Source organism: Oleiphilus sp. HI0066 (assembly GCF_001635725.1).
Genome location: NZ_LWFH01000557.1, coordinates 1 through 14,379, shown reverse-complemented (window position 1 = coordinate 14,379; position 14,379 = coordinate 1). Strand labels below are relative to the sequence as shown.

Here is a 14,379-nt window from a genome sequence, read left to right as displayed (position 1 = left end):
ATCTATTTTTTTCTGAAAAGGTATACTTCGCGCGAATATCATTTCAAAGGTTTATTATGGATATTGCTCGTATTGATCTAAACTTATTGGTTCACTTGGATGTTCTACTACGCGAACAAAACGTTACCAAAGCAGCTAACCACTTAGGTATTACGCAGCCAGCGATGAGTAATGGTCTAAAACGTCTTCGAAATTTGTTTAACGACCCTTTGCTTGTTCGAACAAGTGATGGCATGGCTCCCACTGAACTCGCACTATCACTTAAACCGCAAGTGCGTGAAATTCTCTCTAAAGTCGAGCGCGTCGTACAGCCAGAACGTAGTTTTGATTTAGAAACTGAGCGTGTATTTAGAATCATGGCGAGTGACTACGCTGAATCCACGTTGATCCCTGATGTACTTAGTGAAGTCCGTAAGCTTGCGCCGCTAGTGACATTAGATGTTCTTACTCCAAGTGACGTTAGTTTCGAGGATGTTGAACAGGGCCGTGTTGATATGGCAATCAACCGTTTTGATACGCTTCCTCAGTCCTTCCATTCTAAAACCTTATGGAACGATAGCTTTTCATGCGTTTTGTCGCCAGAGAACCCCGTGCTTGAGGGCTTCAACCTAGAGTCTTACCAAGAAGCTTCGCACATCTGGGTTAGCAAGACAGGTTTTGGTGTTGGCGTCGGTGTAAATCCTCAAGATGTGCAGCGTTTGGGATGGGTGGATGAAGCATTAAACAAACTTGGCGGAAAACGAGATATACGGGTATTTACGCGCCATTATCAAGTTGCAATGCAGCTCGCACAACAGCCTGATTTGATCGCAACACTTCCGACGCGCGCAGCACAGTTAAAGAGCGAAAGTGCAAAAGTTGTCATTAAAGAGCCGCCATTCGACATTCCATCATTTGAGCTGAAGATGGCATGGAGTCCATTGCTACAGCACAATGCTGGTCACAAATGGTTAAGAAGTCTCATTTCTGAGGTAGCTGAAAAGCATCGATAAGAGCATATCAAACCTTGTTAAGCTTCTATTAAAAAAGGCCAGTTAAAACTGGCCTTTTTAGCATCTAAAACTTGTATTCTAGTCCTAGCCGAAATCTAAGTCGTTCTGAATCCTCAACGAGTGATGAGTTTTCTGTTTCTGCTAATACCTCTTCCCAGGCCGCATAAAAAACGCCTACGATATTCTGAGAATAAGGTTTTTTAATTACAATATCGAAACCAAGGTGGCCGCTATTTTCGCCTTCGAACTCCGGTCTAAATTCGTCAAACTGGCGCTGAGTCAAATCGGGTCTCGGATCTACCGCTCTGTTTTTTAACTCTTCAAATCCGTTTACGTTTTCAGACGCACTTATACCGTAGTAGTAATCATTGAAGGCAGAGCTAAAATAGTGAACGTAAATACTCGGCGTAAATGTTATTAAGTTGGGGTTGCCTGTGGGCCGTGCCAAGCGAACAATGTTATGCATGCCGCCATGTTTATCAGAAACATCTTTGTAATACTCCCAAGTTAAATCGCCAACTTGAGAGTAGTAGGTATACAAAAAACCAATCTCGAAAGCTCGGTCACGATTTTCAATACCGACAAAAATATCTTTGCTTGCATCGTTGATATCTTCTGTATCCAAGAAGTAATCGTTATACGAAGCGATCAGGGCGATTGAGATATTGTTATGACGAAAACCTGTCCATCCAACTACTTTATCTTTAATAAAAAAGTCGCCGAAATCTGCATCGATAAATGGATAGGGCTCTGTGTACCCATCTTGCCCCTGATATATGCCTGATTCGTATGTAACACCTAGGCCATAGGCATTTCGTTCGTCCGCATTAGCACTTAATGAGAGAAACCCTAAGCAAAAAAGGAGGGCATGAAATAAACTACGCTTCATCAATCGTCCAATATCGAAGTAAAACAGCGGGCTATTGTAACGATTGCTTACACAAAGGAATGAGAAACAAGGCTGTTTTTTCTATTTCAAAGATATTTTTGTAGCGCTAGCGTGTTAACTACTTATTTATTTGAGCAAACCAATGAGCAACGCGATCGTGAAGGATATCTGTATCTATTGGCTTAGTAATATAGTCCGACATACCCGCTTCTAGGCATTTTTCGCGATCACCATCGATAGCGTTCGCGGTCATCGCGATTATTGGTATATCTTTATAAGACTCTCCACATTCACCTTTTCTTATGTTTTGAGTTGTTTCATATCCATCCATCTCGGGCATTTGGCAATCCATGAAGATCATGCCATAGCTTGGTTCGTTGCTCATTTTCTCAAGCGCTTCAACACCATGATTCGCGACCTCAACACTTAAACCAAGCCCTTCAAGTAAGGTAACAGCCAATATTTGATTGATAGGATTATCTTCAACAAGCAAGACCTTTAAACCTCCGTAATCACGATGATCTTCTTTGCTGATATCGGGTTCACCTTCGCGTTCGTATGATTCTTCTGCCTGCATAGATATACTCATAAGCGCGTCATATAAATCATTATGCGTTGCAGGTTTTGGAAAATAACTATCGGCCCCAAGACTATTGATTTGATCGGCGCCCCTTAAATCAGCCAACTTAGTCAGCATACAAATGTGAGTATGATTGCTGTGCGAGCGGATTGACTCGATGAGACCCTTGGTTTCTTGACCGATAACATGATTACTCAGAAAGCAAATGTCGCCATCAAAGGATTTAATTCCGTCTTTAAGTTCATCTGAATTGAGTTTTTTAGACGAGACTCCCCATGTTGTGAGTTGTTTTTCGATAACGCTTGCCGTTCGTTCACACGAGTCAATGATTAGAGCATTGATGTCTGAGAACTGGCTGATATCAAACCTATTACTTCTTTCAATTTCGGCCTTGAATGCTAATGTAAAGACGCTTCCTTCACCCAGATCACTCTCAACAGTTATATCCCCGTCCATTAGCTCAGCGAGCTGTTTGCAAATAGTTAGTCCTAATCCTGTTCCGCCAAATTTACGTGTTGTAGATGTATCAACTTGAGAGAATGATTCGAAAATTGCGGAAATCCTGTCTTGCGGAATCCCCACGCCAGTATCAATAATTGATACATAAATGGTGTCATTGCCATCTTGGGCAGAGTTTGAGGCTTTAATCGTTACACTACCGTGCTCTGTAAACTTAATTGCATTGCCAATTAAGTTGATAAGAATTTGGCGAATTCGGCCGGGGTCACCTTTAATTTGATGTGCGTTCAGCTCGCTAGTATCGAGAATTAACTCTAAAGACTTATCTTCAGATACGCAGGCAATACTGCTGGAAACATCCGACAGTAGATTGACGATATCAAAAGCAACGTTTTCAAGAGTCAGCTTGCCGGCCTCTATTTTTGAGAAGTCTAATATATCATTGATCAACACTAACAAAGCATCAGCGCTGGATTTAGCAAGCTTCACGTGCTGTATTTGCTCCTTGGTCAGGCTGCTCGATTCAAGCAATCCCAACATGCCAAGAATTCCATTCATCGGCGTACGGATCTCGTGACTCATACTAGCGAGGAACTCAGATTTCAATTGGGCTGATTCTTCTGCTTTGAATTTGGCATCTTCCAAATATTGCTGTGTTTTTTCTTGATGTGTGACATCTTGTTGAAAACCCAGAACATGCGTCACAAGGTTGTCATGATTACGTATCGGCGTTAACGACAGCTGATTATGGAATTCCTCTCCCGATTTTTTATAGTTGATGATATTTACCGTGATTGGTTCAAAATTACGCAGCGCCGATTTTATCAAAGCCTTTTTGTGAGGCTGTGTGTTTTGACCTTGAAGAAAACCGCAATTTCTACCGATCACTTCGTTCGCAGCATAGCCAGTTTGTCTTTCAAAAGCCTTGTTTACATATGTAATCGGAAACCCTTGCTCTGTTGCATCAGAAATAATAATTGGTGTTTGGGCTTCATCAATCGCCTGATTTTTTATCGACAGCTCTTGCTTTAATTGCTCTGATTTCGTGATGTCCACACCTGTAATCACGATACCGATCACTTTATCAGAACGATCCTTGTATAGTGTTTTGTGCCAGCTGACTATCTTCGTGACATCACTTATTCGAAATGATTGGGTAATCGGTCGGCTCTGCTCGTCAGAACTAAGGAATTTACGTGGAAAAATATCTGATGGTCTATCAAGTCGGTTATCTTGATTTATTTCGCTATACAACTGATTAAACGAGTTGTTCGACATAAAATTGTTATAGTTGAGGTCAAACACAACCAGCATCTCATCAAGAGAGTCAATGACATCTTCTACTCGCTCTTTTATTTTTGTTGTCGTAAATAGTCCCTCAATTAGCTGATTAAACGCGTTGCGCAACTCGGTAATTTCTGAAGATTCATTCTCACTTTCAGTGAGTAGCTTAAAGTCATCTTCATGACGAGATTCTACGATTTTACTTTTCAAGAGATTAATAATGTCGCTCGCTGTTGTGCTTGCTAGCCCAATTGCGTTTACAAGTGCAATGACAACGAGCGCAAAGATGCCAAGCATAAGGCCAACAACCCAAGCCGCATCTTTATACACATCTAAGTTGGATTGGATGACTGAGAGTTTTAGCGTACCAAGAATATGTGATGTGATGATGCTGCCCATCCCAGAGTCATCAGTTACTGGCCCTGAGCGATATATAAGATCTTCGTTTTGACGCAGTTCAAGAGAATAGTCTTCAGTATCAAGTTGGATTACGTCAGATAACTTCTCAACGTAAAGTACTATAGCCCCTTCGGGGGTCGGGCCATAAATCACGGGAAAAGCTATAAATATCCCGTTCTTATCGACAGATCTAAAGTGTAAACCATCTTCTAATGTTGAGCTCTTCCAGTCGTACATCTGTGACTTGTTAGCAAAGTACTTATGGTTATTACCTGTAATGAGCTCTCCTTCGAAGTCTGTAAAAACAATACTGAAATTTGATTTGTCGCCAATGAAGTTTATCGGCTGTAGAGAGCGGAAAAATACGGGAAGATACGATTCTCGATTACTAAAATCGATCAGACTATTGATGATTAAGTCGTTACGAGCGAGTGATTCAACTTGCTCATCGAGACTCGATAGCCGTTCATTAAGTCGCTTTTCGAAATCATCTAAATACTGCTCATGCGTGATGCCAATATTAAAGTTGATGATGAAGAACGTAGTAATGACTGTTATTAACGCGATAGATAAGACAATGGGCACGAACCGACGCAAGGTTGTCTGCCTAATTCGTTGATTAAGTGTCTTTGCTTGAGTCATGGCTTTAAATACCGGTTTTAGAGCTTATCGCGGTACTAAATGACCGTTGTTATTGAACTTAGAAATAAAGTAGTCGTCGCGCAAAAGCGCATCATGCTGCCAAGCGTTAAACGGCGAGGTATAGTTCTTTATGAGCCCCTTGTGGCTTTTTAGATTTTCTAAAGCATCTCTGATTTTACTTCGTTTAAACACGCCCGCGTCTTTCACAGCGATAGCAAGCATATGCACGAGATCGTAAGCTTGAGCTAAACCAACAACTCCAGGGATGTTTTTCTGGTCAGCGTCTGCGACAAATTTTTCTTTATATGTATTTAGAATACGATTAGCTATCTCTTCATCATATGCATTTACAAAACTAAAAGTTTGAATCGTTGAGATATCTAGATTGTTAATTCTCTCTAACCCGACGCCCGAAACATAACTGCCACCCGCGATACCCCAATGAGAAATGATGGGTTTTGATTTTAATAAGTCACTCGAAATTAGTCCTTTGGTGACCACAATGCCCTCTGGTGCATTGGCCACAAGCATAATCGCATCAGGGTTTTCTGCTTCTAATGCCGACAATTGGGTTTCAATGTTCTTTTCGCCCCAATTTACCCAGTGTATACCTGCGACATTGAGCCCCAGCGATTCAGCGGCTGCGGTCATTGAGGCTTTATTTGAACGCCCCCAGCCGGTCCGCTCGAGAACTAGAGAAATAGACTGTGCGTTAATTGACTGCGCGTAGTTCACCAATACTGGCCCCGCTTCTTTGTCTCGGATCGAAACGCGAAAAACAAAATTTGGATTATATTTGTTTGATGTGATAGGTGTACCAGCAGCCCACGGAACTAAGAACAACAGTTTGTTTTGATGGATAATTTCAAGTTCCTGCAGAACGACGGGAGTATGTACACCTCCTAGTACGGCAATCAGATTATCCATTTTTGCAAACTTCTTGAGGTTGCTTATTCCGCGAGCTGGATTTCCCTTATGATCGCGAGTTACTAGTTCAAGCTGCTTGCCGTTAATGCCTCCGTTAGTATTGATCTCTTCTATAGCAATTTGAGCCCCTCGTTGAATTGCGAGCCCTCCCGCTTTCGCACCACTAGACATATCAGCATCCAAGCCGATCAATAATTTGTCAGCATTGGCAAAAGGGTGAGAAAATAAAGTAACGACAATAAAAATCACTAACTTTCTAAAAATCATCATATCGGCTAACCATCAAACGCAATTTCATAGCTCAATTGTAGACAAGAAAATAGATCGCGCTCGCGAAGTAAAAAACGGTTACAAAAAGAACTGGTTTTGTTTTCTAAGAAGCGGGTATCAAAGATTGCGAAGGGAACGTGTTGACCGGTACAAAACAAATTTAGTTATGAAAGGCTTGGAGTGAATGGCCCGCCCTTCAGGATGATTCGCGTCGCTCTCCCTTCGGGTCGTCGCCGTTCCGTCGACGTTGTCTCGCACTGTGTGCTCGGCTCGAACCTCTCAGGCTCTCATCCAGAATGGCCCGCCCTTCAGGATTCGAACCTGAGACCTATCCCTTAGGAGGGGATTGCTCTATCCAGCTGAGCTAAGGGCGGAATAGCTGAGATAATACAACAATCGCCTTACTGGAAAAGTTAAACGAGTGAAAGGTCGTTCATTAGAACTGCAACAGTTAAGGCTCGGTAATTAGTCTTCGCTAACATACTTAGGTAAAGAAATTCTAAATGTCGTACCTACGTCAACTTCACTAGAAACATCGATCTTACCTCCAAATCCTTTGATAATTTCATAGCTGATTGACATACCAAGACCCGTACCTTGGCCAACGGGTTTCGTTGTAAAAAACGGGTCAAAAATCTTTTTAATATTGCCTTTTGATATTCCGCAACCAGAATCCGCTATCTCAGTAATGACCATATTGTTGTCGTTGAACGTCGTAATTCGCAGTGTGCCTGCTTTACCATCCATCGCATGCGAAGCGTTCACCATTATATTTAATAGTACTTGATTAAAAGCGCTAGGGGATAGCTTAACTTGATCACAGTGATTCAATTGTTTTTCAAGCGTGCAGCTATATTTTATTTGATTCCAAACAATGTTCAGCGTTTGCTCAATCAAGTCGTTCACAAGAACCACTGACTCTTCTGTCGTCTCTCGAACATAGCCCTTCATACTATTAGTGATCTCTTTTATTCGCGTACCGCCAGTAATGCTTTCGTCGACTAAGCTATTTGCATCGCTTAGCACGAAATCTAGATCCTCAATCTTCAAGGTTTTCTCAATTGAGACAAGAATTTCTTCATGATTTAGCTTTTCTGACTTGGATAACGATCCCATCAAATCAAGGAGTTGCTTCGTGAGCTGATCAAGGAAAAAGATATATTCCTTCAGTGTGCATAAATTACTCATCATAAAACCAACGGGATTATTGATTTCGTGAGCAATGCCAGCCGACATCTGACCTAAACTTGCCATTTTCTCTGTTAATATTAAGGCATCACGTTTTTGACTTAATTCAGATTCGATGGCCTTTAGCTTTCGGATTAGAGCAGTTTTTTCATCGGTAAGGTTATCGTTATCCTCAGTTATTGATGCGATTTGTGAATTTTGAGATTTTTTAACCGAAAGAGCTGTAGCGCCAATACATGAGGTTGAAACAATAATTAAACCAACCAAGAGGCCTACAGAAGTTGGGGGCATCAGGTAATAAAACAGAACTATTGTCAGTGCCGAAAATAATGATATCACAGACACAATAATAAGCAGCGGCGCTATTGATCTATCTTTCGATTTGTCTGTGTATGTTCTGCTAAACATAGAACTAACCCTGCAGCTTCTGATTTGTAAGCTAGTATAGACAAGAATAGTTTTTTAGGTTGTGTGATTTGGAGGAATATTAGTGAGCGATAAGCATATCATCGTTATAGTTGACGACGAGCAAGATGTGCTCAATTCAATGAAACGCGTTTTTCGGAAATCCCCGTTTGAAGTGCACACCTTTGACTCAGGAGAGAGAGCCGTCGAAGTACTGAAAGATCTAAGGCCAGATCTCATTATCAGTGACATGCGGATGCCTGGGATGGATGGGGCCGAGTTTTTATCGCAAGCAAAAAGCATTGTTCCTGCGGCACCGAGGATTTTACTAACTGGGCAAGCAGATAAAGAAGACACGGTACGTGCGATAAATGATGGTGAGATTTTCGCATTCGTAAGCAAACCTTGGGATAACACAGAGTTCCTAGCTTTAGCAGAAGATGCGCTGGCACGCCGTAATAAAGAGAAAATGAAAAATCGTGCCTTGCATACACTTAAGAAAATGCATGATGAGGTGTCTGAATCAAAAGAAGGCATCGAGCGAGAACTCGCTGAACAATCGCAGGAAAACCAACAAAACAAACAAGCAACTGTAGATGCCTATCTGTTAATGGAAGAAAGCTTTCTGAACCTGCTAGATATGAAGCAACCAGGTCAGAGGGCATTTGCACATCAACTCGAAGAGGTTGTCACCAAACTAGCCGCCCGACTCAATGTTGAGAAAGATGGACTAAAAGTACTGTACCAAGCTTCGCGCTTACATGGGCTCGGCAAAATATCCGTTCCTGATGCGGTTCTTGAGAAAGGATATTCAAATTTAAGCGAATCAGAGAAAGAGTTATATCACGCATATCCAGCAAACGGGGCATGCACACTTATTGCGATCGAAGCCTTTTCAGCGTGCTCTGACATTTTGTTTAAACAACAAGAACGATTAGATGGATCGGGGTTTCCTCTAGGTCTTAAGGCAGATGAGCTATCGCCGTTAAACCGCTTGTTTAATGTTGCGCTCGCTTATGCCGAGTTGAGATTTAGTCCGTCCGTTACTCCATTACCTCACGATCAAGCAATTCACGAATTGAACGCAAATGCTGCGGCCTTTGATCATAAAGCCTTGCAAGCATTGAGCATGATTAAGCTAGAGCGCGAACTCTCTGATGCGACTAAGCAAACTATCGTGCATGTACACGGACTGAAGGTCGGCATGGTGATTGTCGAGGATATTTATAGTGAAAAGAATATGCTGCTACTGCGCGGCGGCACTCATGTAACCGAGATCTTAATAGAAAAACTTACAAATTTGCAGCGACAGATGGGCAAAGAAATTTTAATCAACGTCAGATTTGACCCCATCACTGACGCTGATTAACCAAAGACGTCTATATTTTAAGCTGCCACCTCATTCAGGCTATAAGACGATTTTAACTGATATTTCTTGATGAGCGCGTCGCGCTTTGAAGGGAGAATATTGATTCTATCTAAATCACCATCCACAACCTCGATCAAGCGTTTATCCATCACCTTAAACCATAGCCATGGGATATACGCGACAGGGAACATGCCAAAATAGCCATTTGGGAGCGATGGTAGATCATCAAAATGACGCAACGATTGGTAAGCACGGGTGGCGTTAGCGTGGTGGTCTGAATGCCTCTGCAAGTGAAATAAAGCCCAGTTAGAAAAGATGTGGTTACTGTTCCAACTATGATGAGGTTGAGGCCGTTCATAACGCCCTGATTCAAGTTTTTTGCGTAGCAAACCGTAGTGCTCAATATAGTTTGCGGATGTGAGTTGCCACATTGACCAAAACCCAGCAATCAACAAGAAAGGTATCACCACAGCCCCGAAGATGAGCGCAAGTGAGACGTAAAATGCGCCAGTCATCAACACAGTTTGTATAAATTCATTTTTCAAAGAGTAGGGTGATAACCCCTTGTCTTTAAGTCGCTGATGCTCAATTTTAGCTGCTCGTGCGATTGCGTTAGGTAATTCACGTGCGGCAAAGGAGTATATGTTCTCGCCCATTTTTGAAGATGCAGGATCTTCTGGCGTAGCAACCATTTTGTGGTGGCCCCGGTTATGCTCAACGAAAAAATGTCCATATGCCGCCGGTGCTAATACAAGTTTAGCGAGCCACTGATCAGTAGAAGTCTTTTTGTGGCCCAGCTCGTGTCCGATGTTAAGACCGTATCCGCCGATATACCCCGTGGTGAGTGCTGCTCCAAGATAACCAGCGACACTTAGATCGTACGAAGATACAAACCACGCTATAAATATGAAGACACCAATGACGACCGGAACGTTGATCCTAGCGATGAACTTATAATAAGGGTCTGCCTCAAGCATCGGTACAACAGACTCAGGCGGATTACTCGTGTCTTCGCCCATAAAATAATCAATGACAGGAAATAAGAGATACCAAAATGCAATGAACAGCCATAAAAATACGTCATTAGGTGACAACATATATAGCAAAGGGCCTGCGACAGCCAGCAGGGGCACCATAAAAGAGACCAGCCAAAAATGACGTTTTTTGTCGACGTAAACCTCTCCTGTTGGAGATATAAAAGTACCTGCGCGCATGATTCATTCCTATTCTTATTGATCGTGGAGCTATTACAGCAAGTGATAGATCAAAAATTAAGCGTTGAAACTGGCATTAAATCGTCATAATATGACACTCTTCCGGAATCAATTAACGATCATCGTATGTCGATTAGTAAAGAGCAACTTCAACACTTAAGCCCTAGCATTCACCCAAGCTACGCTCGTTTGTTGGCTGGACACTGCCGAAATGCTGGTGTTGTGATAGAGCAATTGTTTGAAGGAAATAGCTTAACTTGGGAGCAGCTCATCGATAGCAGCCAGTATGTTAGTTTTGAGCAGTTTAAAAGGTTATATGCGAAAGCAGAGCATTTGTCTGGCTCAGATGACCTAGCACTCGATATATCAACGATAAGTCAGTCGAGCGCGCACGGGCCTCTGGGCTATGGCGCAATCTCAGCCCCCACGGTTCGACAAATGTTCTTTCTAATCCAACAGATGCTAGCGACGCGCATCGCAATCATCAAAATGGGTGTTTCCGATGTAAATGGCTATACAACACTCACGATCGTTCCAGACTTTGATTTAGAAAATCTAAATTTATTTGTAAGCACAATGGTGATTGGGTCATTGCTAGATTTTTACGAGAAATCGACAGGTAAGCAGATCTCTCAACTTGAGGTCCACTTGCCAGTAAACGTATTGTCAGATATTGACCGTTATCGAACTAAATTTGGTGGTGCGACCATTGTGTTAGGTAATGAAACGCTCAAGGTTGTATTACCAAGCAAAGCTCTGGATGAACAAACCCTTACGGCGGATCAGTATGCGTTTCGTAATGCACAACGAGAGTGTCAGTTATTAATTGATCAAGAAAACAAAGGCGGTGAATTTTCTCGACAGGTCAAGCACTTCCTCTTTGAGTTTAGTGAGCGCTTTCCACAACAAGAAGACGTCTCTGAACATTTTGCTATGTCTACACGTACCTTTATTAGAAAGTTAAAACGCGATAACACAAGCTTTCAAAGCTTGTTAGATGAAGTAAGAAAAGAGCTTGTTCTGTTGCGTTTGAGTGATACAAATCAGAGTATTGAGAGTATTGCTTTAAGTGTTGGATATGTAGAAGCATCGAATTTCTCACGCGTATTTAAGCGATGGTTTGGATGTACGCCCTCTGAATTTAGAAGTTCAAATAAATTCTAAGGACACGGAACTTATTTTGGTTCTAAGGTGTCTTTAAAACACAATTTCAGACAAATGATTATTAAGACGAAGATATAATTATATGCGCGATACCCGCCCTCTTTTGTTAGATAGCGATTTCCCTAAAATCAAACGACGTAATATAGAAGTATTGCAGGTCAACTTGGGGTATCTCTGTAATCTAAGTTGTACACATTGCCATGTGAATGCGGGGCCAACACGCACCGAGTTAATGAGCAAAGAGACCGTCGATCAATTGTTGCGACTGATCGATCTGCACGGAATTAATACGCTCGATTTGACTGGTGGAGCACCAGAATTAAGCCCTCACTTTAGATACTTTGTGTCGGAGGCCCGAAAACGAAACGTGCATGTGATGGATCGCTGTAACCTCACCGTTCTGCTCGAGCCAGGACAAGAATACTTAGCACAATTTCTAGCTGACAATGATGTTGAGATCGTTGCCTCACTTCCATGTTACACAGAAGACAACGTCGATGCTCAGCGTGGAAAGGGAACATTTGACGGAAGCATAAAGGCGCTGAACCTGCTCAATGCGCTCGGCTACGGGATTGGCGACGACGACAAAAAACTAAGTTTGGTTTATAACCCTAATGGCGCCTTCTTACCGCCTCCTCAGGACAAACTTAAAGCTGATTATCAGAAGCATTTATTTAGTAATTTCGAAATAAAATTCGATGATCTCTATACGATTACAAATATGCCAATTGCTCGCTTTGGCGCCGTGCTGCTGGCAAAAGGTGGGTTCAATGATTATATGACGCTCCTAAAAGACGCGTATTCGCCAAGCAATGTTGACGCTGTGATGTGTCGAAACACCTTAAGCGTCGATTGGAAAGGTTATGTCTATGATTGTGATTTTAACCAAATGCTTGAATTACCTATCCACTCGCAAGATAAAAACATCATAGCAAGTGACAATTCAGCACTGCATGTCAGTGAACTGTTCGAAACGAACTTAGACGGTCATCCTATTGTCATAGGTGAGCATTGTTATGGTTGCACGGCAGGTCAGGGTAGTAGCTGTGGTGGCGCGCTGTAAGCCAGTCGTCTTTAATGAATACCTCTCCGGCTAACACAAGATTGAGTGTCGTAATTCCTGTTCATAACGAGCAGGACTCGATAATTCGTTCTGTAAGCTCATTATTGGATAATCTCGGAAACAACCTTCACGAATTGGTCGTAGTGGATGCTGCTAGCACCGATGATACACGCGCTCGATTTGAATCTCTGCAACTATCAAAAGCTCGTTATTTAATGAGTGATCGTCCTGGCCGAGCATATCAAATGAATTTTGGTGCTAAGCATGCTTCAGGCGACATTCTGATGTTTGTTCACGCAGACACGACCATTGAATTGTTCAATGATCAACAGCTTAAGGACTTTAGTCGTTCTGATTGCTCGTGGGGATATGGTTCGCTTGAATTTGATAACCACGCACCTCATTTTCGTTTTTTGAGTTTTATGATTCGTTGGCGATCTGGATTAAGCAGCATATGTACGGGTGACCAAACACAAGTAATCAAAAAAAGTGTCTTCGAGGCTCTCGGAGGTTTTCCAGAGCAAATCCTCATGGAAGATGTTGAAATATCGATTCGTTTAAAAGAACGCTCTAAACCGCAGCAGTTTACGTTTCGCTCCATTACGTCCGCCAGGAAATGGGAAACAGAAGGCTTCGTTAAAACAATCTTAAATATGTGGCGATGGCGATTTTCATATTGGATATTTCGAGACGCAGATAAAATTGCAAGGCAATATTATCGCGACAGATAAGCCATTTACCTGACCGCACAATTGCTTAATTATTATTCACTACGATTTATCTCTGATATCACTGTATTAGCACTAGTAATTTGATCTAGATCAATTAGAATCCACCCAAAATTTTTCATTACTTAGATTAAATAGGTGCGAATATGTCTGTAGAGACCTTTGAAACTTGGAGCTTAGCGATCGGTATAACGGCGCTTATCGCTTACATGGCTTATATCGTTTGGGATTTAGCTAAGAAATCAGATGCTGGGAAATTCGGCACAATGGTTCTTTTTGCTGCACTAGGCATGGGCGCGGCGGGCTTCGTAATTAAAGCCGTACTAGTTGAAACGCTCGGCGTGTAGTAATTAGCTAACGCTGCTCAGTAAAAAACCCGCTTGATCGCGGGTTTTTTGTTTTCTGGTGGTTTGAAAATCAAACCAGCTCGATAATTTCTATATCGATTAAAACCAACTTTCTTCGCAAACAACTCAGCTCTTAGTTGCTGCTTCTAATTCGCTGATTAATCGTAAAGCGTTTTCAAATGAATCACCGCATGTATATTCTGTAGGGTTAAATTCGCGGCACACCTTAGGTCTTTTTTCATATTCCATACAGCGATTTTCGGAATCCAAATTAACGCACCGGACTCCGGCTGGCTTTCCGTCTGGCATATTTGGTAAAGCACTTGTTATCTCTGGCGCGATACAACATGCTCCGCAAGGATCATGGCACTTCATCTTTAGCTGCCTTATTAAGATGTTAAACAGGGTAGAATGGTTTTAGTCCGTACCGATCAGATTTACCAGAACGTGAGCCAGACA

12 protein-coding genes and 1 tRNA gene are annotated in these 14,379 nt (G+C 42.1%); 6 read left to right on the top strand and 7 right to left on the bottom strand.

Features of this window, described 5'->3' with window-relative positions; translation table 11 throughout:
* The first annotated feature begins 56 nt into the window (after positions 1-56).
* Complete coding sequence (locus A3738_RS07495; RefSeq protein WP_068475777.1) at positions 57-992, top strand: LysR family transcriptional regulator; 936 nt, start codon at positions 57-59, stop codon at positions 990-992.
* A 64-nt stretch (positions 993-1,056) separates the two neighbouring features.
* Here A3738_RS07495 and A3738_RS07490 read toward each other — a convergent pair whose 3' ends face one another.
* The 5 genes from A3738_RS07490 to A3738_RS07465 form a co-directional block, all read right to left on the bottom strand.
* On the bottom strand, positions 1,057-1,881 hold the full coding sequence (locus A3738_RS07490) for a MipA/OmpV family protein (protein ID WP_068475774.1): 825 nt from the start codon (positions 1,879-1,881) through the stop codon (positions 1,057-1,059).
* Between the two features lie 118 nt (positions 1,882-1,999).
* Positions 2,000-5,245: a response regulator gene (locus A3738_RS07485; protein WP_068500054.1), complete on the bottom strand. Its 3,246-nt coding sequence runs from the start codon at positions 5,243-5,245 to the stop codon at positions 2,000-2,002.
* 24 nt (positions 5,246-5,269) lie between these two features.
* The gene (locus A3738_RS07480; RefSeq protein WP_082878220.1) at positions 5,270-6,442 is read right to left on the bottom strand and encodes an ABC transporter substrate-binding protein; all 1,173 of its coding nucleotides are present in this window, start codon (positions 6,440-6,442) and stop codon (positions 5,270-5,272) included.
* A gap of 297 nt (positions 6,443-6,739) precedes the next feature.
* Positions 6,740-6,816: transfer RNA gene (locus tag A3738_RS07470), tRNA-Arg, on the bottom strand.
* 91 nt (positions 6,817-6,907) lie between these two features.
* The gene (locus A3738_RS07465; protein WP_082878461.1) at positions 6,908-8,038 is read right to left on the bottom strand and encodes a sensor histidine kinase; all 1,131 of its coding nucleotides are present in this window, start codon (positions 8,036-8,038) and stop codon (positions 6,908-6,910) included.
* Between the two features lie 82 nt (positions 8,039-8,120).
* Between A3738_RS07465 and A3738_RS07460 the strand changes: the two genes are divergently transcribed.
* The gene (locus A3738_RS07460) at positions 8,121-9,404 is read left to right on the top strand and encodes an HD domain-containing phosphohydrolase (RefSeq protein ID WP_068502176.1); all 1,284 of its coding nucleotides are present in this window, start codon (positions 8,121-8,123) and stop codon (positions 9,402-9,404) included.
* A 17-nt stretch (positions 9,405-9,421) separates the two neighbouring features.
* Here the strand turns inward: A3738_RS07460 and A3738_RS07455 are convergent, their stop codons facing one another.
* Complete coding sequence (locus A3738_RS07455) at positions 9,422-10,618, bottom strand: alkane 1-monooxygenase (RefSeq protein ID WP_082878462.1); 1,197 nt, start codon at positions 10,616-10,618, stop codon at positions 9,422-9,424.
* 126 nt (positions 10,619-10,744) lie between these two features.
* On the opposite strand from A3738_RS07455, the gene A3738_RS07450 reads away from it, so the two are divergent.
* The 4 genes from A3738_RS07450 (at position 10,745) to A3738_RS07435 (ending at position 13,920) form a co-directional block, all read left to right on the top strand.
* The gene (locus tag A3738_RS07450; RefSeq protein ID WP_068475763.1) at positions 10,745-11,782 is read left to right on the top strand and encodes an AraC family transcriptional regulator; all 1,038 of its coding nucleotides are present in this window, start codon (positions 10,745-10,747) and stop codon (positions 11,780-11,782) included.
* A gap of 82 nt (positions 11,783-11,864) precedes the next feature.
* Positions 11,865-12,845: an arsenosugar biosynthesis radical SAM (seleno)protein ArsS gene (gene arsS / locus A3738_RS07445; protein WP_068475761.1), complete on the top strand. Its 981-nt coding sequence runs from the start codon at positions 11,865-11,867 to the stop codon at positions 12,843-12,845.
* 14 nt (positions 12,846-12,859) lie between these two features.
* A complete protein-coding gene (locus A3738_RS07440) occupies positions 12,860-13,576 on the top strand; it encodes a TIGR04283 family arsenosugar biosynthesis glycosyltransferase (protein WP_068475759.1) in 717 nt (238 codons plus the stop codon).
* Between the two features lie 143 nt (positions 13,577-13,719).
* Positions 13,720-13,920 carry a DUF2788 domain-containing protein gene (locus A3738_RS07435; protein WP_068474998.1) on the top strand — a complete coding sequence of 67 codons (201 nt, stop codon included), beginning with the start codon at positions 13,720-13,722 and terminating at the stop codon, positions 13,918-13,920.
* A 126-nt stretch (positions 13,921-14,046) separates the two neighbouring features.
* On the opposite strand, the gene A3738_RS29200 is transcribed toward A3738_RS07435, so the two are convergent.
* Positions 14,047-14,295: a YkgJ family cysteine cluster protein gene (locus A3738_RS29200; RefSeq protein WP_082878463.1), complete on the bottom strand. Its 249-nt coding sequence runs from the start codon at positions 14,293-14,295 to the stop codon at positions 14,047-14,049.
* Positions 14,296-14,379 lie beyond the last annotated feature (84 nt).

Excerpts from the sequence above, each read along its gene's own strand:
- A3738_RS07435 (WP_068474998.1), top strand. The coding sequence starts at position 13,720 with ATGTCTGTAGAGACCTTTGAAACTTGGAGCTTAGCGATCGGTATAACG.
- A3738_RS07495 (WP_068475777.1), top strand. The coding sequence starts at position 57 with ATGGATATTGCTCGTATTGATCTAAACTTATTGGTTCACTTGGATGTT.
- A3738_RS07465 (WP_082878461.1), bottom strand. The coding sequence starts at position 8,038 with ATGTTTAGCAGAACATACACAGACAAATCGAAAGATAGATCAATAGCG.
- A3738_RS07480 (WP_082878220.1), bottom strand. The coding sequence starts at position 6,442 with ATGATGATTTTTAGAAAGTTAGTGATTTTTATTGTCGTTACTTTATTT.
- arsS (WP_068475761.1), top strand. The coding sequence starts at position 11,865 with ATGCGCGATACCCGCCCTCTTTTGTTAGATAGCGATTTCCCTAAAATC.
- A3738_RS07455 (WP_082878462.1), bottom strand. The coding sequence starts at position 10,618 with ATGCGCGCAGGTACTTTTATATCTCCAACAGGAGAGGTTTACGTCGAC.
- A3738_RS07490 (WP_068475774.1), bottom strand. The coding sequence starts at position 1,881 with ATGAAGCGTAGTTTATTTCATGCCCTCCTTTTTTGCTTAGGGTTTCTC.
- A3738_RS07450 (WP_068475763.1), top strand. The coding sequence starts at position 10,745 with ATGTCGATTAGTAAAGAGCAACTTCAACACTTAAGCCCTAGCATTCAC.
- A3738_RS29200 (WP_082878463.1), bottom strand. The coding sequence starts at position 14,295 with ATGAAGTGCCATGATCCTTGCGGAGCATGTTGTATCGCGCCAGAGATA.
- A3738_RS07485 (WP_068500054.1), bottom strand. The coding sequence starts at position 5,245 with ATGACTCAAGCAAAGACACTTAATCAACGAATTAGGCAGACAACCTTG.
- A3738_RS07440 (WP_068475759.1), top strand. The coding sequence starts at position 12,860 with ATGAATACCTCTCCGGCTAACACAAGATTGAGTGTCGTAATTCCTGTT.